Source organism: Paenibacillus sp. FSL R5-0519 (assembly GCF_037974275.1).
In the GTDB taxonomy this organism is placed as follows: domain Bacteria; phylum Bacillota; class Bacilli; order Paenibacillales; family Paenibacillaceae; genus Paenibacillus.
In genome coordinates, this window is sequence record NZ_CP150234.1 from 4349926 (window position 1) to 4371562 (window position 21637).

Here is a 21637-nt window from a genome sequence, read left to right on the forward strand (position 1 = left end):
AACATAACCCCATTATAAATGAAATTAGCGGCCATGCAAAGGCATAGTTCAAAAAATAGGCCCTATTCCTTTAAAATGTCACATTTCGTTATCGTCAAATTGTACCGTCCCATCGTTCAGGGAACGAATGCGTACCAAGGCTTCCACCGGAATCCCCTGTTCACGAATCGTTCGTGCCCCTGCCTGGAAACATTTCTCTACCACAACGCCGAATCCGACGAGTTCCGCACCGGAACGCTCAATGATTTTGATGACGCCACGAGCGGCATCTCCATTGGCAATAATATCATCAATGAACAAAATACGGTCATTCTCATGAATGAACTCGCGAGATACCATAATGTCAGTTACAATTCCTTTGGTAAAGGACGGTACGCGTTCACAGTAAGCATCAGGATCAGCTAGAAGTGTTTTTTTGCGACGGGCGAATACAAGTGGCACCCCAAGTTCATAGGCCGCGGCAAACGCTACCGGAATCCCCGAGGATTCTACCGTGATTACACGGGTCACTCCACTTTCACGAAAACGGGCAGCGAACTCACGCCCCATCTCCATCGTTAATGCAGGATCAATCTGGTGGTTCAACAGACCATCCAGCTTCAATACTTGATCCGAGATCACAACACCCTCTTGTAAAATTCGTTGTTTCAATAATTCCATGATTTGACCTCCCAAGCCTATCCTATGAGGTAAAAGTATCATATATCTATCTATAAGTTCAAGCGAAATTGCCTGGACGCTGTCCTTCAGACGAGATTCAAGCCAAAGCTCATGATCGATTGTCATGACTTTCGTGGGTCAAGCATACCTTGTACCATGGTACCCGCATGTCCAAACTATACAGGGTCCTGAGAGGGGAAACACATGAAACAGGCATTTCGGGTGCTGCAGATCGCATTTACATACATCGGAACGGTTGTCGGAGCCGGCTTCGCTACAGGGCAGGAAATTTTGCAGTTTTTTACCCAGTATGGCAAATGGGCCACCGTCACCATAGGCTTATCCACCATGCTCTTTGTCTGGTTAGGTACCAAAATGATGCTGATCGCCCACGATACCGGATCCCGCTCTTATGAGGATCTGAACAAACATTTATTCGGCCACAAGGCGGGCAAATGGATCACTTGGGTGACCCTTCTCATTCTCATTGGCGTGAACAGTGTCATGCTTGCCGGAGCAGGTTCCGTTTTTGTCGAACATCTCGGTTTGCATTATCAGACCGGTCTAATCGTCACACTTGTAGGGACATATCTGCTTCTCGGTCGGGGCATCCAAGCTATCCTTCAAATGAATAGCATTGTCGTGCCTATGATGCTCCTGTTATCTCTGCTTATGATCACAAGTACCATCCATCATCCGGGAGCTTCCCGATTCATCACACTGACGACAGACTCAAATCCTATTCAAGTATGGCTGTCTCCACTGTTGTACACTTCATTTAATCTGGCGTTAGCTCAAGCTGTTCTGGTGCCTGTAGGGAACCAGATTCGTAGTCGGAATGTGCTGAAGTGGGGCGGAGTATTGGGTGGAATTGGCGTAGGTTTCATGCTAATGGCAGCCCATTTTGCCATGTCGGCACAGATGCCCGGCATCATCCAATTCGAAATTCCGATGGGCAGCATTGCCTTTCAACTTGGATGGGCAGTACAATCTGTATATGTATCTCTTATTTTCATGGAAATATTCAGTACGTTTGTTGCCGATATCTATGGCATGACCTTGCAACTCAGACAACATATACGCGTTCATCCCCGTTTCATTACATTAACCATTATGCTGCTCTGTTACTCACTCAGTCAGTTTGGATTCAGTTCTCTGCTATCTATCCTTTACCCTATCTTCGGAAGTATGGCACTGTTCTGGGCAGCCAAATTGGTATTAAACCGCTGGGGCGCTTTTCGTGGACGCAAAAATATATAAACATGCTTATGTACTTCATGAATATGTGCATACGTTTGCTTCATAACCACAATTCATCACTCATGCACACACCTTTTGCATGAAAAAAAGCCGCTGTTTAGCACAGCGGCTCGCACTTTTTGTTATCTCTTTTAGGTCTTGCTGGGAAACTGTAGATACATCTTCTTCAGCTCATTGACTGATCTGCCGAGCGAGTAATGTGTTTTGGCTTTTTCACACGCTGAACGGGCAAGTTCATAACGATATGCCGGATCAAGCATCACCTTTTCAAGCGCTTCAGCCAGTGCAGAAGGATCTTCTGCCGGTACAAGCAACCCATTGCTACCATTCTCGATCTGTTCGGGTATTCCACCTACATCCGTACCCACAAGGGCAAGACAACTCAGCGCCGCTTCAGCGAAAACGGAACCAAATGCCTCTGCTCGTGAAGGAAGTACAAAAATATCAAAGAATGGCATGAATTCCTCAGGGTGCAGTGTGTAACCATAGAAAATAGTCTCATTATAGATCCCTAATCGCTGCGCCAATTCTTCCAGATCAGGACGAATCGGTCCATCTCCAATAATATGTAACACATAATCATGACCTCGGCCCTTCAGTTCCGCACAGGCTTTGAAAAGAATATCCAATCCTTTCGCCGGAACAAGCCGACATACCGTCACCAGCTGTGGTATCGCATTATCATGAGGAATCGGCTTAAAGCGCTTCTCATCAAATCCATTGGGAATCACACCGATGACATCAGGTTCCTTCACGTAGGGAGCCAGATAACGACGGAACGAGTCTGACACCGTCAAGAGACGCTCTGCCTGATGTTCCAGCTCACCATATATTGCAAGCAGGAATCGATGCTCCGGTCCGTTCGTTTCAATGCGTCCATTAAGGATTAATTCTCGTTCATAACTGGAGTGAATCGTCTGAATGAGAGGTGTATCCGGGAAGACCGTTTTCATCGCAAGTCCGGCAATGGGGTGGTGAGCATGAATCAGATCATAGGGCTTCTGAATACGCAACTTGGTCCACCATAGATAGTCACGATAGGTTTGAATATATTTTTGGACAACAGGACTATCCTGATATTCAGTCCAGTCAAACGTTTCGAAATGAACTTCCTCCCTGCCCTTGTTGCGAATCCGCTTCGGCAACGAGAACAGATCCATTTCCCACCTTGGGGTTGTAAATCTCTCTTGCATATACGGAATCATAGAGGATACACCTCCGGGCTGCTCCGGAGGAAAGAAAAGCGCCTGCAGCAATTTCACTGTTAGTTTCCCCCTTTCCACTTACGTTCTTTCCATACATCTTCATTCATGATATACCAGAACATATGTTCAGTAAAGATACAAAATGAGAATCCCTCTCAATTGCCCATCCTATATTGCATGCACATTCATTCATTCATTTGTTTTCTCTGATACGGCTCTGTTATCCATTATGACATAGGACAGCCGGAACATCTATATTACGATAGACACAGCAAAATCTTGCTATTCAAACCACTCGATTTAAGCAGAACTTGATAAGCTTTCGTTATCACTCGTATATACAACATATTCATGAAACACGACGCTCAGAAGCAAAAGCTTTAAACCAAACCAGCAGTCAACCACTTGCAGTTGTCATCAATATATATTTGATAAACATTATAATTAAAATCAGAGGACAGTCATCATGCTCAGCTCAGGAGCTCAACCGGCTTCTCATATGTACTGTAACCATCAGTCTCTCCCAAAAAAGTATACCCGTTTCGCGCGTAAAAGGCGTTTAACGTTGCGTTGTCGGCTCCACAATCCAAACGAACCGTATGTTTGCCTTCAAAGTGTATGCCGCTGCTGGACCATTCCAATATTGCTCGTCCCAGACCGCTTTGGGCATATTTTCTTCGGATCGCCAGCCGATGCAGATAGATTGCGCCATCCTCGGCGTAAGCTTTTGAACCCCAGAGGTGAATATCCCACGGGCTTGGCTGAACCATAAGGATGACCATTCCCGCTACGTCCGCTCCTTTTTTAAATACAAACACATCCCCGCGCCGAATTGCCCCTGCCGTATCATGTGAATCTTCACCTTGAAGCAAAGCGTTCCATTGGGTAGAACCTTGGCCCTGTAACCATTCGGCTGTCTCCACCAACAGCGACATCACATCCTCCGTATCTTCGGGTTTCGCCTGAACCGCTTGAAAACCATCGTTAATATATTCGCTACTGATCCTGAATGAGTGCATATTGTTCTCCTCCGCTTCCTGAGCTCTATTAAACTAATGGTACTATACCGGGAAATGAATTTTTCGTCAAAATGAGAACAAAAAAAGGTAAAAGGCAGTTGCCTTTTACCCATCTATTCTGGCTTCATCAATAATCTGATTTCGATACAACATCGTAAGATGAAGGGTATCAAACTCCATCTCCTTGTCCAACTCCTGCATCAATACTTCGACCAGGCTCTTTCGCTGCACACTGGTTCCAGGAACCTCGTAATCAATGTATCCCGTCAGATCGGATTGAGAGGTGTCTATTGTTGCTGTTCCGACAGGCAACCCACCTCGTTCCTGAAGAAACAGCTCATACACCCGGAACTCCCGGTCCTTACGTTTCAGCATGACATAACATGCTTCTTCAGCAGCTTCAAGCTCATCCTGATCGGATTCATCCATATCCTCAAATTCCTCGGAGAAATCGCGATGTATCCACTCTAACGTCTCGAGTTCATTCCCCTGATGCCACATGCGGATCGTAATCGTATCGATGATGTCCTCATCCAGCTCTCTGACCAGCAACTCTGCTGCGGCTTCCAATTGATTCTCTTCCGGCTCGTCATACCAGTGTATTTCACCTTGGACATCAGCGCCATATTGTTTTAGAGAAGCTTCTGCAAGCTCCTGTCCTTCGACATCATTGAATATATAGGTGGATATGCTGCGTCCTGCGCTTACCATTTCCATCTCCAGAACCTGATCCCGATCTTCATATGTAAACGATTCGGATTGTGCAACAGGAATTACCTTGCTTTCACTGCTGTCTATATCGTCATAGCTGCCATCGTGATGATTCATATCCTCAGACGGCCACATCGTATCTGACTCAGGCTTATGCAGAACCGAGTGCAATGAGCCACAACTAACCAGCACTTCATAATATGCAGCTTCCAACGCATCTACAAGAGATCGGACATAGGTATGCACTTTATCCACAATAAGTTGCTCTGTGTCATCTGGCAGAGACTCCTGCTCGATCTGAAGACTACCTGATAAACGGTCTCCTTCTCTGTACACGAGAAAAAGTGAGCCTGCATATTGACCATTGATCATCACGTCCTGCACTTCTCCACCTGATGTACGCAAGTCTGCAACCAATTCCACATCATATTTCATCACGTGTCCTCCTCGATTCCTAACGTTATTCTCTTAGGATGCCCCTGAGGACGGTAGATTATGAGGAAAGCGTGCATTTTACGTATAAAATACAAGATTAAACCGATAACACATATTTTTGGATTGCGTGCGCTACTCCCTGCTCGTTATTGGAGAGCGTAACCTCGTCCGCGGCAGCTTTCACCTCGTCCGGTGAGTTATCCATGGCAATGCCTTTGCCCGCAAAAGTCAGCATCGTAATATCATTGAAGTAGTTGCCAATCGCCATGATCTCCGAAGGCATGATTCCCTTGGATTCGGCAAGCCTTTTAAGCGCAGCACCTTTGGACGCTTCGGGATGCATCAGGTCAATAAAAAAATCACCACTCCGTGTCATATAATAAGGCAGATTCCAAGTAGACCACTCCTGGAGCACTGCATCCATCTGTTCAATCGGTCCAAATGCAGTGAACTTGGCCAGCGGTTCTGTCATGTCAACCCACTTGGGTAATTTCAGTGGCTCTGCCATAAAGTTGTAATACATCTCACGCACCTGCAATCCCAGACCTTCTGGTTGATCCACATACAGACCAAATGCCGTATTGATGTCAAAATGGACCCCATTGGTTCGACAGTAGGATATGATCGGCTCCAGTCCTTGTCCATCCAATGCAAAATGATGAACCACCTCACGAGTATCCACTTGCGCCGTTACGGCGCCATTATGTGTAATCACATATCCATCCAGTCCCATCTGCTCCATGAAAGGAATCGTATTGGCAGGACCTCTACCTGAACACAGAACGATCTCTGCTCCCTGACGGGAAGCTTGGATCAAGGTCTCCTGAGTCCATTCGGTTAGTTCATGATGGTCATTCAGCAGTGTTCCATCTACATCTAGTGCAATTAGTTTATACGTCATTCTGGCTTCATTCCTCATCTATTAAGTAGTCGCACCCACCCAAACCCTCCCTTCCGAGGGAGGGCCCCAGAGAGCTCTGCCCTCTGGACTCCCGTCTTGCTCATCGGTGGTAGGTCGGGTCTTGCTATGTAACGGTTGGCGTAGGAACGCTTGTTGCCGGAAACACCGCTTTTCAGCGGCGATCCCGCCCAAGCTTAACCGGGACCATTTCGGGCAGGGCTTCGCTTTCTGCCCGGCTCCCTGCTTCACTTCGTGAAGAACGGGAGCTTTCTCGCCTTCGGCGTTCGTATCGGGGCTTCGCCCCCCTCCACAACTCCCTGCTTCACTTCGTGAAGGTCGGGAGCTTTCTCGCCTTCGGCGGTCGTATCGGGGCTTCGCTCCCCTCCACAACTCCCTGCTTCACTTCGCGCAGGACGGGAGCTTTACTTCCGCAGAAGGTTTAACTCGTCTGCGGTTAGTTCACGATAGCTTCCGATGGCTAGATCGGAAGTTAATTCAAGCTCACCCATCGCCACGCGTTTCAGATAGATCACTCGCTTGCCCACCGCCTGAAACATACGTTTCACCTGATGAAATTTCCCCTCGTGAATAATAAGCGAGATCGACGAGATCCTGCCTTCTTCCGTCTCTTCATAACCAAGTATAGTTAGCTCAGCAGGCAACGTCTCGTATCCGTCATCCAATTGAATGCCCGCTTTGAAACGCTGCACATCCGCATCATCCACATTTCCCAATACACGGGCTTCGTAGGTTTTGGGTACATGTTTGCGTGGAGATAACAGATCATGGGCAAGTGGACCGTCATTCGTAAGAATGAGCAGTCCCTCCGTATCCTTATCCAGTCGTCCCACAGGAAACGGATTGAAGACCCGATCCTCTTTGCGGAGCAAGTCCAACACCGTCTTATCTCTGTTGTCCTCGGTAGCAGACACAACACCCGGAGGTTTATGCAGCATCAGATAGATCATTTCCCGATACACAATCCGCTCGCCATCAGCTTCAATGACGTTAACCTCGGGATTCACCTGTACACCACTGTCTTTCACCGCTTTGCCGTCCACACGGATTCTGCCTTGCTTCACCATCTTTTTGAGTTCACTTCGTGTTCCTACACCCATATGACTTAATATTTTGTCCAGACGAAGCGTTTGTTTGCCTTTTCCACTCATACCGATGTCCACCTCCAGCCTGCCGGATATTCATTCTTCAATACACCATCCAGCCATTTTCCCCAGCCAGCGGCATAACCATCTACACACACAAGAACATACCCTTTGGCGACTGTATCCGCCTTGAGCACCACTCGTTCTTCTTCGATATTCAACGTTTCACCCTTGAGATACCTCACGGCTTCGCCATTAGCCGATGACAGATTCACGCTTCGCCGTGCCTCAGATGCATTCAGAGCACACGCAAGCGGGTGGGAAGGAACAAATCGGCCATTCTTGATTGTGCCCATAAACCAGCCTGGGCGAATGACTTTCAGTCCCTCCAACCTTGCTGCACCTACCGATGATTGATACACACGATCTCCGTAACATACCGTTTCTCCAGTTAGATCCATCTCCAATTGTTCTTTCATAAACGAAGTATAGATCGCAATCGGGTCCATACTTGCCGGATCAACTCCGCGTCCCTGACCCCGTTCCGATTTACGTCCACCGTGATCTTTCCCTTTTTTGCCCGGTCTGCCCAGATTCTTGCCGCCACCAGCCTGTCTGTCATGGGACGCTCTGGATTCGATTCGCAGCAAACGTTCCTTCTTACGATCAGCCTTGGTTATAGCAATTGAAGAAGCAGCAATAGAGTGATCTTTGTTCCCCTCTACTTCAATCCTGGACACATCCTCGACCTGTCCATACTCCATTGCTCCTTCTTGAACTACTCCTGGTTGATCTGTTTCGAGTCCTTGCTCTGCACGATGCTGTAATACAGCAACATAATGTCCTTCCCCTTCCAAAAGGTGAGGCCACAATCTTGCGGTACCACGCGTTTGTTCCAGCACATCTTTGGTCTCATCAGCCTTCTCAGGCATCATCTGACGCACCCATTCCGGACGCCCTGGAGCGAATCCTGTCTCTTCAGGAATGTCCTTTACAACGAAATCACGGTTTACATTCAGAAACTCCGCAATCATCGCTTCATTTTCCTCCGCCGCAAAGGTACAGGTTGAATATACAATCGTACCTCCCGGAGCCAGCAATCGTGCCGCAATCTCAAGGATATCGCGCTGCATGAGTACACATTTTTCCACCGAATGATGTTCCCACGATTTCACCATGTCTTCATCCTTGCGGAACATGCCTTCACCTGAACAAGGCGCATCAATTAATACTTTGTCAAAATAATGAGGAAATGCATTTGCGATCCGCTCGGGTGACTCATTCAAAACAACGGCGTTCCGCACCCCGTACAACTCCACGTTCTTGGCCAGCGCTTTGGTGCGTTCAGCATGGATATCGTTTGTGACAAGCACACCCTTGCCTTGCAGCTTTGCAGCAATTTGTGTCGTTTTCCCTCCCGGAGCAGCACACAGATCAAGCACACGATCACCAGGCTTCACCTGCAATAATTCAACGGGTGCCATAGCACTTGGTTCCTGTATATAATACAGGCCTGCATGATAATAAGGATGCAGCCCCGGTTTAACACCATGAGGTACATAGAATCCTGTCTCACACCAAGGAATAGGTCTTAGATCAAACGGAGCAATCTCATCGAACTGTTCCATCGATATTTTTAACGTATTCACTCTCAGTCCCGCATGGGGAGACTGTTCATACGATTTCATAAATTGTTCAAACTCATCACCCAGCAAACTTTTCATTCGCTCAGCAAATATCAAAGGTAACTTTACACCCATATTCCCACTCATCCTGTCTTGGTAAGATTGCAATATCGTTTTATTTTATCATATCCAAGCTTTGCTTTCCTATCATATCGTATCTATTCCACTACAGCGTGTAATGTAGTATAATGGCAAGTAGATTGATTCCTGAGCAAAAATCCGGGTGTTTATGCATATTATCCCAACCTATATTTTTGCCCACACTATATTTCGATATGATCGATGGGGGATGTCCGATGAAATCCAAGAAGAAAAAGAAAAGTGCTGCGATCCTTATTTTCCTGGGTATTTTAGTCGTTATGATTGCTGCACTGGTTGTTGTAGACCAACAATCCAAGAAACAGATGGATTCAGTGGAAAATGCTTATGGCATCGCTGCTTCCAAGCTTAATCCAGCGACACGGGAGCTACTTAGCGATCCCAATTACCAACAAATCATTCTTCCCGCGGATCTCAAAGCAAAGATTGATAACAAAGACAGCTTCTTTGTTTATTTCTTCGCTTCCGACTGCTCGCACTGCCGTGCCACAACACCTCAGTTGATGCCACTGGTTGACAGTGAAGGTATTGAGCTTCCGCAGTTCAATCTGCGCGAATTCGAAGCAGGATGGACCGATTACAACATCGAGTTCACGCCTACACTCGTCTATTATGAAGCTGGTGTCGAGAAAGACCGTATGGTTGGCGGACTGCAAGAGAATGGCAGTGATCAAGGCTACACGTTAGACGATTACAAACAATTTTTCGAAAAATATAAAGGCAATGCCACTCCTTCGGCAAGCTAACGGATAGATACGTTTCCACAGTATCGAAGAGCAGGCACTTCGATCATCAGACACTGTTCTGTTGAAGGACAGGCTGTGCCACCTGCAATTATCTGAATATGACGCAACATTCAAAAACACCCCGATTGTTCCCTTCACAGGAATAATCGGGGTGTTTCATAACCATGGAATTTCATATCCATGAGATGCTCGTATGAATGTTAACGCTGATTACAACTCAACTTTCACCCTGCTTCATCGCCTTCATCTTCTCTTCGTATATACGCCCTCTGGTAGGACTCCGGCGTTGCGGAATATTAGGTTTTAGCTCAAGTGATCTTCTAGATATCTCTTGTTCCAAGACCTCATCAACAATTCGTATGGACAAATCCCTGTAGGACACAGACTGATCATCTGATTGGGACAGTTCCTTCACGATTTCCTGTACATCCCGTACCAAAGCCCCAAGGTCAATGCCCAGAATCGTATCAGGATAAGGTTCCAGAAGGTCAAGTGAACTCTGTAACATCATCGTTCCTCCGCGGAGATTGCCATTCCTGAAGTGGTATAAACCAACCGCAATCTGCAGCAATCCTTTATAGAGAGAATCCCGGTTCCGTTCAAGCCACAATTCTTCCAGCACCTCATGACACTCGAAATAATCCTGATCCCGATTGAAGTAGATTAAGTAATCAATGTACAGTGGCTCATAGATGCTCATCCGGGTTTTCGCCCTTTCTGGCGTTGTTCAGAAGTGTTTTCACGTCATCCAGCAAATCTTTGAGCCCTTCCATATCATGTCGTTCCCAGTAATCGTTAAAACGCTTCTGTGCTTCAATCGCTTCACTGACAAGGTGGTAGAAGTATAATTGATGAATGATATTCAATGTTCTTGACACAATATTGGAATCATCCTCAAATGCCTTCTGTGCCTCCAAAATCTGTAGACGAATGGCAGACATCTCATTATCCAGTACAAAAGCGGCCTCCGCTGTTTTTTTCAACCTGGCTCGCATGTCATCCGGTAAGCTCTCCCGAAATTTGTAACTCAGAGAATGTTCAATGGTAGCCCAGAAATTCATGGCAAGTGTCCGGATCTGAATCTCGGCCAAAACGATCTTTTGTCCCAGAGCCGTCTGAACGGGATATTCAATAATCATATGGAAGCTGCGATAGCCGCTCTCTTTGAAATTCGTAATATAATCCTTCTCAATAAGTACCGTGAGATCCTTGCGACCGCGAATGTATTCGGCAACCCGACGGATATCATCTACGAATTGGCACATGATACGGATACCTGCAATATCCTCAATGCCTGTCTCCACGTCATCAAGCGACACATTCAGTCGTCTGGATTTCTCCAGAATACTGGATATTTTTTTGACACGACCGGTAACGAATTCAATCGGGGCATACTCTTCCCGTTTTTTCAGCTCCGCCCGCATTGTCTTAAACTTGACTTTTAATTCCTCTACCGCTTGTTCATAAGGAAGTAAAAATGTACCCCAGTCTCTACCGTCCATGCTTATGCCTCCTGTCTCTATAGCGTCCCCTGTTCTATTCCATTATACATGATGTTTGCTGGGGGGAAGAGTCCCGAACCATATTACGCTCTTCCATGCTTCTATATTTTCATACCGGGGAATCACAATCCTTCTTAACGATGCTCTGCACCAACCGCTTCAGAGATATGACGATAACCATCCTTGCGCAGTAACTCACGCAGTCCGGCATGAATGCGCCGATTCACCTCAGGTCCTTCATAGATCAATGCGGTATATATCTCGACCAGGCTTGCTCCGGCTTTAATTTTCTCGTATGCATCCTCACTTGTGAAAATGCCACCTGAACCAATGATAGGAAGTTTGCCTTCGGTCTGACGATAGATCTGGCGAATAATCTCCGTTGAACGTTCACGCAGAGGTTTACCGCTCAGACCACCCGTTTCCTTCGCATGTTGGTGGGAAAGTCCTGTACGACTGATGGTTGTGTTCGTTGCAATAATGCCAGCAACACCACTGTCTGCAATCGTGCGAACCATGTATTCAAGTTCCTGTTCATTCACATCCGGTGCGATCTTCACCAGAACGGATTTGGTCGGTCCACCTGCCCTTGCATGCTGCACGTTCATCTCGTTCATAACCGCAGCGAGCAGTTCCTTCAATTCATTCCCATGTTGCAGATTACGCAAATCCGGTGTATTTGGTGAACTGATATTAACCACGAATAGATCAGCATAATCGTATAGTGCCTGAATGCACTTCGAATAGTCCAGGTGAGCTTCCTCATTCGACGTTGCCTTATTTTTGCCAATGTTAACCGCTACTGGAATACGCCGATCCTGCAGACGTGCCAATTCACCTGCCATGGCTTCCGCACCAAGATTGTTGAAGCCCATTCGGTTCACCAAAGCCTCATCTGGCGGCAAACGGAACAGCCGTGGTTGGTCGTTACCTGGTTGTGAAAGTGGTGTCACGGTTCCCACTTCCATGAATCCAAATCCGATGGAAGAAAAGCCCGTTACGGCCTGTCCGTTTTTGTCCAGACCCGCAGCCAGACCAACAGGTGTAGGGAAATGACACCCAAACATGTCAACAGCCAGATCAGACGTTTCACGAACGCCGTACATCACTCGCAGTCCGGAAGGAACCGGACGGATGCTACCCACGCCACTAAGGCCGCCAATAATCAGATGATGGGCCTGTTCAGGGTCCATTTTGAACAACAAAGGTTTAGCAAGACTTCTGTATAACAAATCACTCACTCCGTTCTGGTCCGGTACGCCAATAAGCCGTTTTCCGCCTTTTCATATGTAAAAAAACACTCTACACACAAGTCTATCTGTTTCTTATTAAAAAGGAAAGTAGTTTACGCATAGACACCACAAATCGAATCATGCAAAATGCTCACAAGAAATCCACCCGTCCACTGGTAATGACGAGTTGAATTCTTTACAATGAGAGCATGGTTACTCTACACCAGTTCTATTCCAATAAGGAGGAATAACTCATGGCTCCCAAACGTAAACCACCTGCATTACAGCAAAAGAAAGAAGAAGTGAATCGCAAAGCCATTGCATGGACTGCAGCATGTGTAGGCGGCTTGATCATCATTATTGGTGCTCTTATCATTATTGCCAATATGTAGATGATTCAGGCTAACCCCGTCTGATTCTACATATCCCAACAGATCAATTCAGCCAGTGATACGTTTTGTTCGGGTTATCTTGCTTTGGAACAAGCGTATGCTGATAACGCTGCTTTGCTTCTGGAACAAGTGTCAGATCTGGCAGTAGATCTTCTCCAATGCGTACCGGAGTACCTTGCGGAGCAAGAGCAAACAACTCTTCTACATCTCCTGTACGCATTCTCACACATCCAAGGGACTCATCCAGTCCGATACTGTCTGGCTCGTTGGTCCCATGGATAGCATAATTCGTGTTGGAGAGCTGCATCCCCCTGCTTCCAAACTCACCATTCGAACGTCCATTCGGATTCACCACTTTATCCGTAATGACAAATGAACCTTCCGGTGTTCGATCACCGCCAAGCCCCACATCATACATCCGAACAATCGTATCCCCACTGATTAATGCAAGTTTATGTATATCCTTATCAATGACAATCTCAAGCGGTTCCTGCAAAAAAGGTTTTCCTCCCAGCGTATCCGCAAAAGCGGCATTCTGGCCTTGAGACGAGTTCGAAGTCGTCGAACTGTTCTCTGCTCCACTGGCTTCACTCTTTCCTTGCTGTGCCTTTCCTTGATGCAAGGCTAGCAGCTTCGGAAACATCTCGGTCATGCCTGGCGCCGTCTCTCCGAGAATATTATTTGGAAATGGCTGAGCCATTTGCGTTACACTCTTGGGCCAAGCGTCATTTTTTTTGCGATAGGCAACAATTGCACTTGATAATGATGCAGCGGCTTCCTGCTTCGCGGTCCACGCCATAGCCATCTTTTTGATCTTCGGCGTGACTTCTGGAGGTTCACAGTTACACTGCTTGGCATCATAACTCTGTGCAGTTAGTTTCCCGCTTGTATTCGTCTGCACAATGTATTTCACAGGCATATTCCGCTTCCACAAAGACCAATCCTCCGAGGTTTGCATTCCCAATACAGCCGAAGTCTCTACTTTTGGTCCAGATCCGGACCACGCAGCTGCAAGCGCAGCCTCGCCCTGACTCCCTCCGCCAAATGCCGCAGCGGTGAACACATTACTTGGTGGCGCGGCTGTACTTACAGCCTGTTTATCCGCCTCTACAGGCTCTGCGACGTCACCCGGGGATTCCAGTGCTGCTGACAGTGCATCGGCTGCTTCGCGACTGAAACCTGGAGCGTCCGCAGGTGGCAGACCAGCCAACACAAGCAGCATGAATAACGTAAGCCACATTTTGCGTCTACGTTGTTTTTTCTCCTTTTGCTCCGACATCTCCACCAGTTTCTCCTGATAGTCTACCCAGATGTCGGCAGGAGCTTTACTGCGCTCAAATGCCTCGTAGACCTCGCCCGCTTGCTGAAAGCAATAGTTGGCTTTGGCCTCCTGTCCTTCGCCCAAGTACTCCTTTCCAAGCAAATACCAGGCCATTTTATTGTCTGGATGTTTCTTGACATATGTTCTTAGATGAGTATTTTGCATCCGATCCTCCACTATTTCGCCTTTTTCCGTATATCCTTATATATCGGCATAAACAGTCGTTGAATCCATAGGACTTGAGTACCCGGTGGGAAAAAGGCATTTCGACAATGTTCGTCCTTGATCCACGGATCAGATAAATACAGATAGACGAAAACAAAAAAAGCACCTTCCCTTGTCGTAAGACAACAGAAAGTGCTCTGTGAGCAAGTAAGAAATTAGCCCTCTTTATTGAAAGGCTCGTCCGCTACTTTGATTGAATCTGTAGGGCAGCCGTCGCATGCATCCTGCATATCGTCAAACAAGTCGTCTGGAATCGCTTTGATCCCTTTGTTAGCGTCGCCGTCAAAGATAACTTCTGCCAAACCTTCATCATCGTAATCGTAGATGTCTGGAGCCGTTGCTCCGCAAGCGCCACAAGCGATGCATGTGTCTTTTTCAACCCAAGTATATTTACTCATTTACATTCTCTCCTCCTATAATTCGAAACGTACAGTGTTTTTATCTAGAAACATATTAAACCAAAGTAAGAATAATTACAAATCATTTTGCAACCATAAGTCTCTATTATCCCCTATTTAATCAAGACTTTGCAAGTTATCTTTTTGCAGGGAAGTCCCCCGCACTTTATGATTACGAAGCAGTACGGAAGGATCGTCTCCAAGCATGCCTGCAGTCACAACAGCATTCTCACCAAATTTATCACGTAACTGATCCATAATCCGAATCAGATTGTCCTTTTTGGGCATCTGCTCATATTCGAACAAGTCCATCTGCACAGCGGATTCCTCTCTTGGAATCAGGTTTTGAAGTGTCACACCCAGCATACGTACAGGCTTGCCACTTCCCCAATGCTTCTCAAATAATTGACATGCCTCACGGTAAATGACCACTGCATCCTCCGTAGGAACTTCCATTAGACGTGATCGGGTGATCGTCTTCATATCGGGTGTCCGGATCGTAATCTGAATACCCTGGCTGAACATTTCGTGCTTACGCAATCTTCTGGCGACCTGGTCACTTATATTGAGGAATACCCGATGAATCTCATTCATATCCGATACATCCGCCGGCAGAGTTGTCGTATGCCCAATGGACTTATTGGCTTCCCGTTCTGCGTGAACCGCGGAATGGTTAATGCCATTTGCAGAGTTTTTGAGCCAGGCTCCATTGACTCCAAATAGTTCGGTCAACATGTTCTCATCCGACTTGGCCAATTGACCAATGGTTTCAATGCCTATTTTTTTCAACTTCTCAGCCGTTTTTTTGCCAATGCCAAACATTTCGTTACATGGCCTGTGCCAAAGAATCCGGGGTACGTCCCTCATGCGCAAAATGGAGATACCGTTCGGTTTTTTCAGATCCGAAGCCATTTTCGCCAATAATTTGTTGGGTGCAATACCAATGGAACAAGGCAGTCCCAATTCATCCTTGATTCTACGCTGAATGCTCTCCGCAATCTCCATTGGATTCCCGAATTGCCTTGAGCCTGTAATATCAAGATAACACTCATCAATGGATGTTGCCTCAAGTTGAGGCGTATAACTATATGCAATCTGCATGAACGCTCTTGAATATTGACGGTATAGATGAAAATCGGGACGAATCACAATGAGGTCAGGGCACTTTTTCATGGCTTGGTGTACAACCATACCTGTTGAGATCCCTCGGTTACGAGCGGTATATGAGCAGGTTACAATTACACCCTTGCGCAGTTCACTACTACCCGCAACTGCCGTTGCTTTTCCTCTATATAGATCCGGTTCTTCCGCTTCATGTACAGAGCAGTAGAAAGCATTCATATCCACATGCAGAATCACCCGTCCGGCTGTAGGGTAATATTGATCCACATTCGCTGGAGGATTGCCGTCTGAAGACATCATGACCCCCGCCCTTTCATGTACACTAATTAATGAAAACTAAATTACTTTCTTCTATAGTATATCAAACCCGTTATGTAAATTCAGTCGTGGGCTTTTATTTTCTCCGAGATCTGATCAGAGATCGAATAACCAACCAGCCTACACTCACAAAAAATATCAAAGTGATCAGGGCAATAACTGTATTTTCCCATACAAAACTCAAATTCAACCCTCCTTTTCTTCCATATATTCCAATTAAAACTCAATAATAAATTATAACATACATCCGGATTATGATTAACTCCCTTCTTTTTGCTCTAAAATCCGTTAATTGTTACATGAAACTGCGAATTCTATGTAGCATTTGGTTATAATGGTGCTATAATAATTAATTATACAAATTGACGACTTTAGGACAAATCAACGCTTCCAGTTTAACACAGTGTAGCGTTGCCGAATCGAAGGATTTATCTACTAACGTCCTTAACCGATTTTCCCAACTAATAATTCAAACTTTTAAAGAGCGCTTTATCTCAAAGGAGGATCTTCATGTCAAAGGCCATTTCCATCTTCGATACGACTTTACGTGACGGCACACAAGGGGAGGGTGTCAGCTTATCGGCAGACGACAAACTCAAAATTGCCAAGAAGCTTGATGACCTGGGTGTCCATTATATTGAAGGCGGAATTCCCGGCAGCAATACCAAGGACATTGAGTTTTTCAAAAGAGTCAAGGAATTAAACCTGAATGCAAAGGTCGTTGCTTTTGGCAGTACACGCCGTAAAGGCAGCATTGCTAGTGAAGACGCTAACCTGAAACGCATGATCGAATCTGGCGCCCAAGCTGCAACCTTAGTCGGTAAATCCTGGGACTTCCACGTGCATACCGCTTTGCAAACCACGCTGGAAGAGAACTTGTCCATGATCTATGATTCCATCGCCTATCTGAAACAGAACGGTATGGAAGTCATCTTTGATGCAGAACACTTCTTTGACGGATTCAAACATAACCCAGAGTATGCTCAAGCTGTCTTGACCAAGGCTCACGAGGCTGGAGCGGACTGGCTCGTCATGTGTGATACCAACGGCGGGACCATGCCAAACGAGGTGTACGAGATCGTATCAACACTGCATAGAAGCCTGCCTCATGCACATCTCGGCATCCATACACATAATGACTGTGAACTGGCTGTGGCCAACACACTAAGCGCTGTACAAGCCGGAGCCCGTCAGGTTCAAGGAACGATGAACGGTTATGGAGAGCGTTGCGGTAACGCCAATCTCGCATCCATTATCCCGAACCTGCAACTGAAGCTTGGCTATGAATGTGTTACTGAGGAGTCCATGAGACAGCTTACCAACGTGGCTCGTTATGTTAGCGAGATTGCCAATGTAAATATGCCGATTAATCAGCCATATGTCGGCAATGCAGCTTTTGCTCACAAAGGTGGAATCCACGTCTCTGCCATCCTGCGGGATTCGCGTACGTATGAACACATCGTGCCTGAACTTGTCGGTAACAAGCAACGTGTGTTGGTATCGGAACTTGCCGGACAGAGTAATATTGTATCGAAAGCGCAGGAACTGGGGCTTGAATTCGATCCAAGCAGTGCCAATTCACGTCAGATTATTGAGAAAATCAAAGACCTGGAGCATCAGGGTTATCAGTTCGAAGGCGCTGACGCCTCGCTCGAATTGTTAATTCGTGAAGCGAACGGTGACATGAAAGAATTGTTCACTTTCGAATCATTCAAAATGCTTGTGGAGAAAACGGCGGGCAAATCCGTAGTCTCTGAAGCTTTTGTCAAACTTAATGTAGCTGGAACTAGTGTCTATACCGCTGCTGAAGGTAATGGTCCGGTTAACGCACTCGATAATGCGCTCCGGAAAGCACTGGTGCAATACTTCCCTTCACTTGCCAACATGCATCTCTCGGACTACAAAGTACGTGTACTGGATGAGAAGGATGCCACTGCTGCCAAAGTTCGTGTTTTGATCGAATCCAAAAATACGGAAAACACGTGGAACACGGTTGGTGTATCCGAGAACGTCATTGAAGCCAGTTGGGAAGCTCTCGTGCATAGTTTCCGCTATGCGCTGCTTCAAGAAAAATTGCAGGATGAGCCGGGCACACTCCCTATTCCTGCTCACGGGCTGAGTAATCATTAAAGTGTATTTCCCGGAAAATAAAAAGAAGCCTCTGTACCCATGATTCATGGATGCAAAGGCTTCTTTCTTTGCAGAAAATTAATTTGCAACTAACTCTTTAATCTTACGTTCCAACTCTTTCTCGGGCAATATGCCCAGAACAATCTCCTGTATAACTCCTCTGGAGTCAATCAGAACATTCGTTGGAAAAGCCACTCCGTTATATTGAGCATACACGGTTCCCTTCTCGTCCAAGGGAATAGGGAACTTCAGTTGGTATTCATCCACAAAAGCTTTGGCATCTTTCAGCTTATCGTAGGATGTTACATTAACGCCATAGAGATCAAGCTTATCCTTATATTTCTCAGCCATTTTGTTCAGCTCGGGAGCCTCCTGTTTACACGGATCACACCACGATGCCCAGAAGCTGACAAAAGTGGCCTTGTCTTTGGCGCCGCCCACACTGTACGTTTTCCCATCCATTGCCGTCAGAGAAAACGCAGGTGCCAGAAGACCCGCACGTGGCCCCGTCTCCGTAGGCATGGGTTCATCCTGCTTAAAGACGGCGGCAATCCCGCCTTCTGTATTCCGGGCCATTGTAATACTAACAAGCAAGATAACACCGAGGAGTATGTATTTGTTTCGTTTCATAACCCGCCACCCTTTTGTATAATTAGCCTGTTGAAACTGAAACCGTATTTCTGTCATGCTAAATGTTTACCAAGCTCTATTACAGTTCACCAGAACATGATTCACATACGTTCTCTTTAATATTGTACCCTTTTCCTTTAAAATTTTACAATCCACATCACAGAAAATAAAATGAAAAAGGACTCCTGCCTAAGCAGGAGCCAAAGAGAGAGGGGTGAATACAAATGGCAGCACTTCACGGACAGCAGAACACATTCTACATCCCTTCTTCTGTAGAACAAGAGATGTGTGAGCACATGTTCCTTTCGCTGCCGCAAGAAGCCTGCGGGGTTATGCTGGGTGAAACCGCAGCGGGCGGTATACGAATCAGTCGGTTTCAGCCCATTCGTAACGTAGCACCTGACCCGCTGCACCATTTTGCTCTGGACAATGCCGAATGGATTCGGTGTGTATTCTCCGAACCCAAGCTCATTGGCATCTTCCATTCTCATCCGCAGACTAGGCCTGTTCCTTCCGTAGAGGACATGCAAGCTCTTCCGGCCTTCGCAGGTTTGCTTCAGATGTACCTCATCGGCTCACCCGACCTAACAGGCGGATTGCGATCTCATATGCATCTGAACGGTTATCAGATTGTATCCTCGAAGGAATTGCAGGATCAGGCTCACCGCGTTGCGCCTTCATACACTCTGCTTCCCGTCCCATTACGCGTGACTTAGCTGGGTATACAAATCACCCAAGGTCTCCACATTTTTACGTATCATGTCCTCCAGATAACAGGACCATAACTGTGCAGTCATTTTCGAATCTTCCAGTGCATGGTGACGCCCATAGATCGGAATGCCTCTGGATTCCAGCAATTCATCGAGACCATACCCCGGCCTGCTTGGTTCAAGCCAGCGGGCCAACATCATCGTATCAATTAAACGATGTGTCAGTCTTACTTTTGAAGTCCGCCACAGCGCAGCATTCAGAAAGGCGCGATCATGCGCACTTGCGTGTGCGATCAGAACATTTCCACCTACAAAAGACATGAAATCATGCAATCCCTCCAACAAAGTTGGCGCGTTCAGTGTCATCTCCTGTGTAATACCTGTAAGTTCAGTAATATGTTCCGGGACCGCAGTTTTGGACTGCACCACCGTATAGAACTGTTCTCCTTCCACTACCACACCACCATGTATACGGACCGCACCAAATGAGATAATCTCATCCCCATGCTGGGGTGAAAAACCCGTCGTTTCCAGATCAAATACAACTGCGTCCAACTCGTTTAGAGGCGTATGCAGAACCTCAGGTCTGCGCTGTTCTCTCATCATCGAGCGGATAAACGCCATGTGTTGCGCCGTAGGGGCTCCCATAATGGAAGCGATGGCGGAAGGAACCCCTCCCTGACGCAGCGAATTCCAGAATCCTGTATTGCCCCTTGCCGGCTCTCTCATGGACGTCTCCTTTCTGCAAAACGCAACTGTCTTTGCAAAGCACGATGCACTCGTCGTACCAACCCGAGCGTATCCCTGAGCTCATAATGAATCTGTTTTTGTTTCATCTGTTTCTCATCCAGGAACCCGCTGCTATGTTGCAGCCCCCCTTGGATAACAACCGGCGTACTTCGGCGAAACTTCAAAGCGGCTATAAAGGCCCGCTGACATGCGTCCAGTAGTGTAAACGGAACAGCTTCAAGCGAAGTCAGTCTCTCCATTCTTTTTAACGTAGATGACTCCTTGATCCCATGCTGCAAAGCCAAATAACGGGCACTGTTCACAAGTGGGATGTACAAACCATACTTGACATCAAATCCACCTGCATGTTCACCAAATCGTTCTGTGACCACACGTCCAAGTACATTTAATGTAGCTTTATGTTTAACCGTATTGCGAAGAACTGCATCCGAAAGTTCGGGAACAAGTCTGAACTGTTCATAAAAACTTGTGATCCATTCCTCTGCCAGACTTTGCTGCCCCGCAACAAAACGCATATCTGAAGCGATGATCAGATTACGAACAGGCTCCCAATTCAGATCTGAACTCCACTCTGCCAATTGTTGCTTCCATGATGCCAGCGTTTTTCTCCAGAGTGACTCTGAGCACATGACTTTGCCTTCGCACTTGGCGTAACCAAGCCCTTCCAACATATCCGTGATTCGCTGTCCAAGCTCGGCAAAGTATGCCCCTTTACCCTCATGTGGGATATCGCTAATAATCATGCCATTGTCCTGATCACTCCATAACGTTGCTTCTTCCCTGCCAGAACTGCCAAATACGATAAAGGCATAGGGGACGGGAGGTTGGCCTAAGCCTTCCTCAACCATCCCCTGAATGCATAACTCTACTGCTTTCCGTGCAATCCGGTCATGCAGTTCATTTACCGTTTGGTACCACTCGATTGGCGACAAGGAAGCGGACAACAAATCCTGGAGCTCATTCTGTAATATCACACGTGCCTGGCGCAGTTCTGGAACAGACACCGCACCATCGATTCCCTGATAAGACCAGGAATAGTTTGTAAACGAGATGGGTTCCATCATGTCCAGCCTCCTTGATGCA

At 46.7% G+C, this 21637-nt stretch carries 21 protein-coding genes; 5 read left to right on the plus strand and 16 right to left on the minus strand.

Annotated elements, in window-relative coordinates:
* Positions 1 to 78: 78 nt before the first annotated feature.
* The gene (locus MKY73_RS19450; RefSeq protein ID WP_124113961.1) at positions 79 to 660 is read right to left on the minus strand and encodes a xanthine phosphoribosyltransferase; all 582 of its coding nucleotides are present in this window, start codon (positions 658 to 660) and stop codon (positions 79 to 81) included.
* Between the two features lie 204 nt (positions 661 to 864).
* Here MKY73_RS19450 and MKY73_RS19455 point away from each other — a divergent pair, with 204 nt between their 5' ends.
* On the plus strand, positions 865 to 1920 hold the full coding sequence (locus MKY73_RS19455) for a hypothetical protein (RefSeq protein ID WP_339303095.1): 1056 nt from the start codon (positions 865 to 867) through the stop codon (positions 1918 to 1920).
* 131 nt (positions 1921 to 2051) lie between these two features.
* Here the strand turns inward: MKY73_RS19455 and MKY73_RS19460 are convergent, their stop codons facing one another.
* The 6 genes from MKY73_RS19460 to MKY73_RS19485 all read right to left on the minus strand — a co-directional run bounded on the left by MKY73_RS19460 (position 2052) and on the right by MKY73_RS19485 (position 9054).
* Complete coding sequence (locus MKY73_RS19460; protein WP_339303097.1) at positions 2052 to 3182, minus strand: glycosyltransferase family 4 protein; 1131 nt, start codon at positions 3180 to 3182, stop codon at positions 2052 to 2054.
* Between the two features lie 413 nt (positions 3183 to 3595).
* On the minus strand, positions 3596 to 4144 hold the full coding sequence (locus MKY73_RS19465; protein WP_339241215.1) for a GNAT family N-acetyltransferase: 549 nt from the start codon (positions 4142 to 4144) through the stop codon (positions 3596 to 3598).
* Positions 4145 to 4249: 105 nt separating this feature from the next.
* Positions 4250 to 5290 carry a hypothetical protein gene (locus tag MKY73_RS19470; RefSeq protein WP_339303098.1) on the minus strand — a complete coding sequence of 347 codons (1041 nt, stop codon included), beginning with the start codon at positions 5288 to 5290 and terminating at the stop codon, positions 4250 to 4252.
* A 97-nt stretch (positions 5291 to 5387) separates the two neighbouring features.
* On the minus strand, positions 5388 to 6191 hold the full coding sequence (locus MKY73_RS19475; RefSeq protein ID WP_036670159.1) for a Cof-type HAD-IIB family hydrolase: 804 nt from the start codon (positions 6189 to 6191) through the stop codon (positions 5388 to 5390).
* Positions 6192 to 6613: 422 nt separating this feature from the next.
* On the minus strand, positions 6614 to 7360 hold the full coding sequence (locus tag MKY73_RS19480) for a pseudouridine synthase (RefSeq protein WP_339303099.1): 747 nt from the start codon (positions 7358 to 7360) through the stop codon (positions 6614 to 6616).
* The gene (locus MKY73_RS19485) at positions 7357 to 9054 is read right to left on the minus strand and encodes an RsmB/NOP family class I SAM-dependent RNA methyltransferase (protein WP_339303100.1); all 1698 of its coding nucleotides are present in this window, start codon (positions 9052 to 9054) and stop codon (positions 7357 to 7359) included. Before MKY73_RS19485 ends, MKY73_RS19480 begins: the two co-directional genes overlap by 4 nt.
* A 221-nt stretch (positions 9055 to 9275) precedes the next feature.
* Between MKY73_RS19485 and MKY73_RS19490 the strand changes: the two genes are divergently transcribed.
* Entirely contained in the window at positions 9276 to 9824 is a 549-nt protein-coding gene (locus tag MKY73_RS19490) for a thioredoxin family protein (protein WP_339241208.1), read from the plus strand.
* Between the two features lie 217 nt (positions 9825 to 10041).
* On the opposite strand, the gene MKY73_RS19495 is transcribed toward MKY73_RS19490, so the two are convergent.
* From MKY73_RS19495 to MKY73_RS19505, 3 genes are all read right to left on the minus strand, one after another.
* Positions 10042 to 10524 carry a DUF309 domain-containing protein gene (locus tag MKY73_RS19495; RefSeq protein WP_339241206.1) on the minus strand — a complete coding sequence of 161 codons (483 nt, stop codon included), beginning with the start codon at positions 10522 to 10524 and terminating at the stop codon, positions 10042 to 10044.
* The gene (locus tag MKY73_RS19500) at positions 10511 to 11326 is read right to left on the minus strand and encodes a GTP pyrophosphokinase family protein (protein ID WP_124113953.1); all 816 of its coding nucleotides are present in this window, start codon (positions 11324 to 11326) and stop codon (positions 10511 to 10513) included. Before MKY73_RS19500 ends, MKY73_RS19495 begins: the two co-directional genes overlap by 14 nt.
* Positions 11327 to 11460: 134 nt before the next feature.
* Positions 11461 to 12558 carry a quinone-dependent dihydroorotate dehydrogenase gene (locus MKY73_RS19505; protein ID WP_339303101.1) on the minus strand — a complete coding sequence of 366 codons (1098 nt, stop codon included), beginning with the start codon at positions 12556 to 12558 and terminating at the stop codon, positions 11461 to 11463.
* A 254-nt stretch (positions 12559 to 12812) separates the two neighbouring features.
* Here MKY73_RS19505 and MKY73_RS19510 point away from each other — a divergent pair, with 254 nt between their 5' ends.
* On the plus strand, positions 12813 to 12950 hold the full coding sequence (locus tag MKY73_RS19510) for a hypothetical protein (RefSeq protein WP_339241200.1): 138 nt from the start codon (positions 12813 to 12815) through the stop codon (positions 12948 to 12950).
* Between the two features lie 43 nt (positions 12951 to 12993).
* Here MKY73_RS19510 and MKY73_RS19515 read toward each other — a convergent pair whose 3' ends face one another.
* From MKY73_RS19515 to MKY73_RS19525, 3 genes are all read right to left on the minus strand, one after another.
* Positions 12994 to 14436 (minus strand): L,D-transpeptidase, encoded by a 1443-nt coding sequence (locus tag MKY73_RS19515; protein WP_339303102.1) that lies wholly within the window; start codon positions 14434 to 14436, stop codon positions 12994 to 12996.
* Between the two features lie 215 nt (positions 14437 to 14651).
* Entirely contained in the window at positions 14652 to 14894 is a 243-nt protein-coding gene (locus MKY73_RS19520; protein WP_090924741.1) for a ferredoxin, read from the minus strand.
* A 117-nt stretch (positions 14895 to 15011) separates the two neighbouring features.
* Complete coding sequence (locus MKY73_RS19525) at positions 15012 to 16313, minus strand: DNA polymerase IV (protein ID WP_339308666.1); 1302 nt, start codon at positions 16311 to 16313, stop codon at positions 15012 to 15014.
* A 531-nt stretch (positions 16314 to 16844) separates the two neighbouring features.
* On the opposite strand from MKY73_RS19525, the gene cimA reads away from it, so the two are divergent.
* Positions 16845 to 18464, plus strand: a complete 1620-nt coding sequence (gene cimA / locus MKY73_RS19530; RefSeq protein WP_339303103.1) for a citramalate synthase — start codon at positions 16845 to 16847, stop codon at positions 18462 to 18464.
* Positions 18465 to 18542: 78 nt separating this feature from the next.
* Here the strand turns inward: cimA and MKY73_RS19535 are convergent, their stop codons facing one another.
* On the minus strand, positions 18543 to 19094 hold the full coding sequence (locus MKY73_RS19535; RefSeq protein ID WP_339303104.1) for a TlpA disulfide reductase family protein: 552 nt from the start codon (positions 19092 to 19094) through the stop codon (positions 18543 to 18545).
* A gap of 224 nt (positions 19095 to 19318) precedes the next feature.
* Here MKY73_RS19535 and MKY73_RS19540 point away from each other — a divergent pair, with 224 nt between their 5' ends.
* On the plus strand, positions 19319 to 19810 hold the full coding sequence (locus tag MKY73_RS19540; protein WP_339303105.1) for a M67 family metallopeptidase: 492 nt from the start codon (positions 19319 to 19321) through the stop codon (positions 19808 to 19810).
* Here the strand turns inward: MKY73_RS19540 and MKY73_RS19545 are convergent.
* Entirely contained in the window at positions 19796 to 20533 is a 738-nt protein-coding gene (locus MKY73_RS19545; protein WP_339303106.1) for an exonuclease domain-containing protein, read from the minus strand. The two genes, MKY73_RS19540 and MKY73_RS19545, sit on opposite strands and share 15 nt — an antisense overlap.
* Positions 20530 to 21618 (minus strand): DUF294 nucleotidyltransferase-like domain-containing protein, encoded by a 1089-nt coding sequence (locus MKY73_RS19550; protein WP_339303107.1) that lies wholly within the window; start codon positions 21616 to 21618, stop codon positions 20530 to 20532. Before MKY73_RS19550 ends, MKY73_RS19545 begins: the two co-directional genes overlap by 4 nt.
* Positions 21619 to 21637: the final 19 nt, after the last annotated feature.

Coding starts and splice junctions, on each gene's coding strand:
- MKY73_RS19510 (WP_339241200.1), top strand. CDS start 12,813: ATGGCTCCCAAACGTAAACCACCTGCATTACAGCAAAAGAAAGAAGAA.
- MKY73_RS19450 (WP_124113961.1), bottom strand. CDS start 660: ATGGAATTATTGAAACAACGAATTTTACAAGAGGGTGTTGTGATCTCG.
- cimA (WP_339303103.1), top strand. CDS start 16,845: ATGTCAAAGGCCATTTCCATCTTCGATACGACTTTACGTGACGGCACA.
- MKY73_RS19480 (WP_339303099.1), bottom strand. CDS start 7,360: ATGAGTGGAAAAGGCAAACAAACGCTTCGTCTGGACAAAATATTAAGT.
- MKY73_RS19495 (WP_339241206.1), bottom strand. CDS start 10,524: ATGAGCATCTATGAGCCACTGTACATTGATTACTTAATCTACTTCAAT.
- MKY73_RS19550 (WP_339303107.1), bottom strand. CDS start 21,618: ATGATGGAACCCATCTCGTTTACAAACTATTCCTGGTCTTATCAGGGA.
- MKY73_RS19465 (WP_339241215.1), bottom strand. CDS start 4,144: ATGCACTCATTCAGGATCAGTAGCGAATATATTAACGATGGTTTTCAA.
- MKY73_RS19475 (WP_036670159.1), bottom strand. CDS start 6,191: ATGACGTATAAACTAATTGCACTAGATGTAGATGGAACACTGCTGAAT.
- MKY73_RS19535 (WP_339303104.1), bottom strand. CDS start 19,094: ATGAAACGAAACAAATACATACTCCTCGGTGTTATCTTGCTTGTTAGT.
- MKY73_RS19515 (WP_339303102.1), bottom strand. CDS start 14,436: ATGCAAAATACTCATCTAAGAACATATGTCAAGAAACATCCAGACAAT.
- MKY73_RS19470 (WP_339303098.1), bottom strand. CDS start 5,290: ATGAAATATGATGTGGAATTGGTTGCAGACTTGCGTACATCAGGTGGA.
- MKY73_RS19500 (WP_124113953.1), bottom strand. CDS start 11,326: ATGGACGGTAGAGACTGGGGTACATTTTTACTTCCTTATGAACAAGCG.
- MKY73_RS19520 (WP_090924741.1), bottom strand. CDS start 14,894: ATGAGTAAATATACTTGGGTTGAAAAAGACACATGCATCGCTTGTGGC.
- MKY73_RS19525 (WP_339308666.1), bottom strand. CDS start 16,313: ATGTCTTCAGACGGCAATCCTCCAGCGAATGTGGATCAATATTACCCT.
- MKY73_RS19545 (WP_339303106.1), bottom strand. CDS start 20,533: ATGAGAGAGCCGGCAAGGGGCAATACAGGATTCTGGAATTCGCTGCGT.
- MKY73_RS19485 (WP_339303100.1), bottom strand. CDS start 9,054: ATGGGTGTAAAGTTACCTTTGATATTTGCTGAGCGAATGAAAAGTTTG.
- MKY73_RS19455 (WP_339303095.1), top strand. CDS start 865: ATGAAACAGGCATTTCGGGTGCTGCAGATCGCATTTACATACATCGGA.
- MKY73_RS19490 (WP_339241208.1), top strand. CDS start 9,276: ATGAAATCCAAGAAGAAAAAGAAAAGTGCTGCGATCCTTATTTTCCTG.
- MKY73_RS19540 (WP_339303105.1), top strand. CDS start 19,319: ATGGCAGCACTTCACGGACAGCAGAACACATTCTACATCCCTTCTTCT.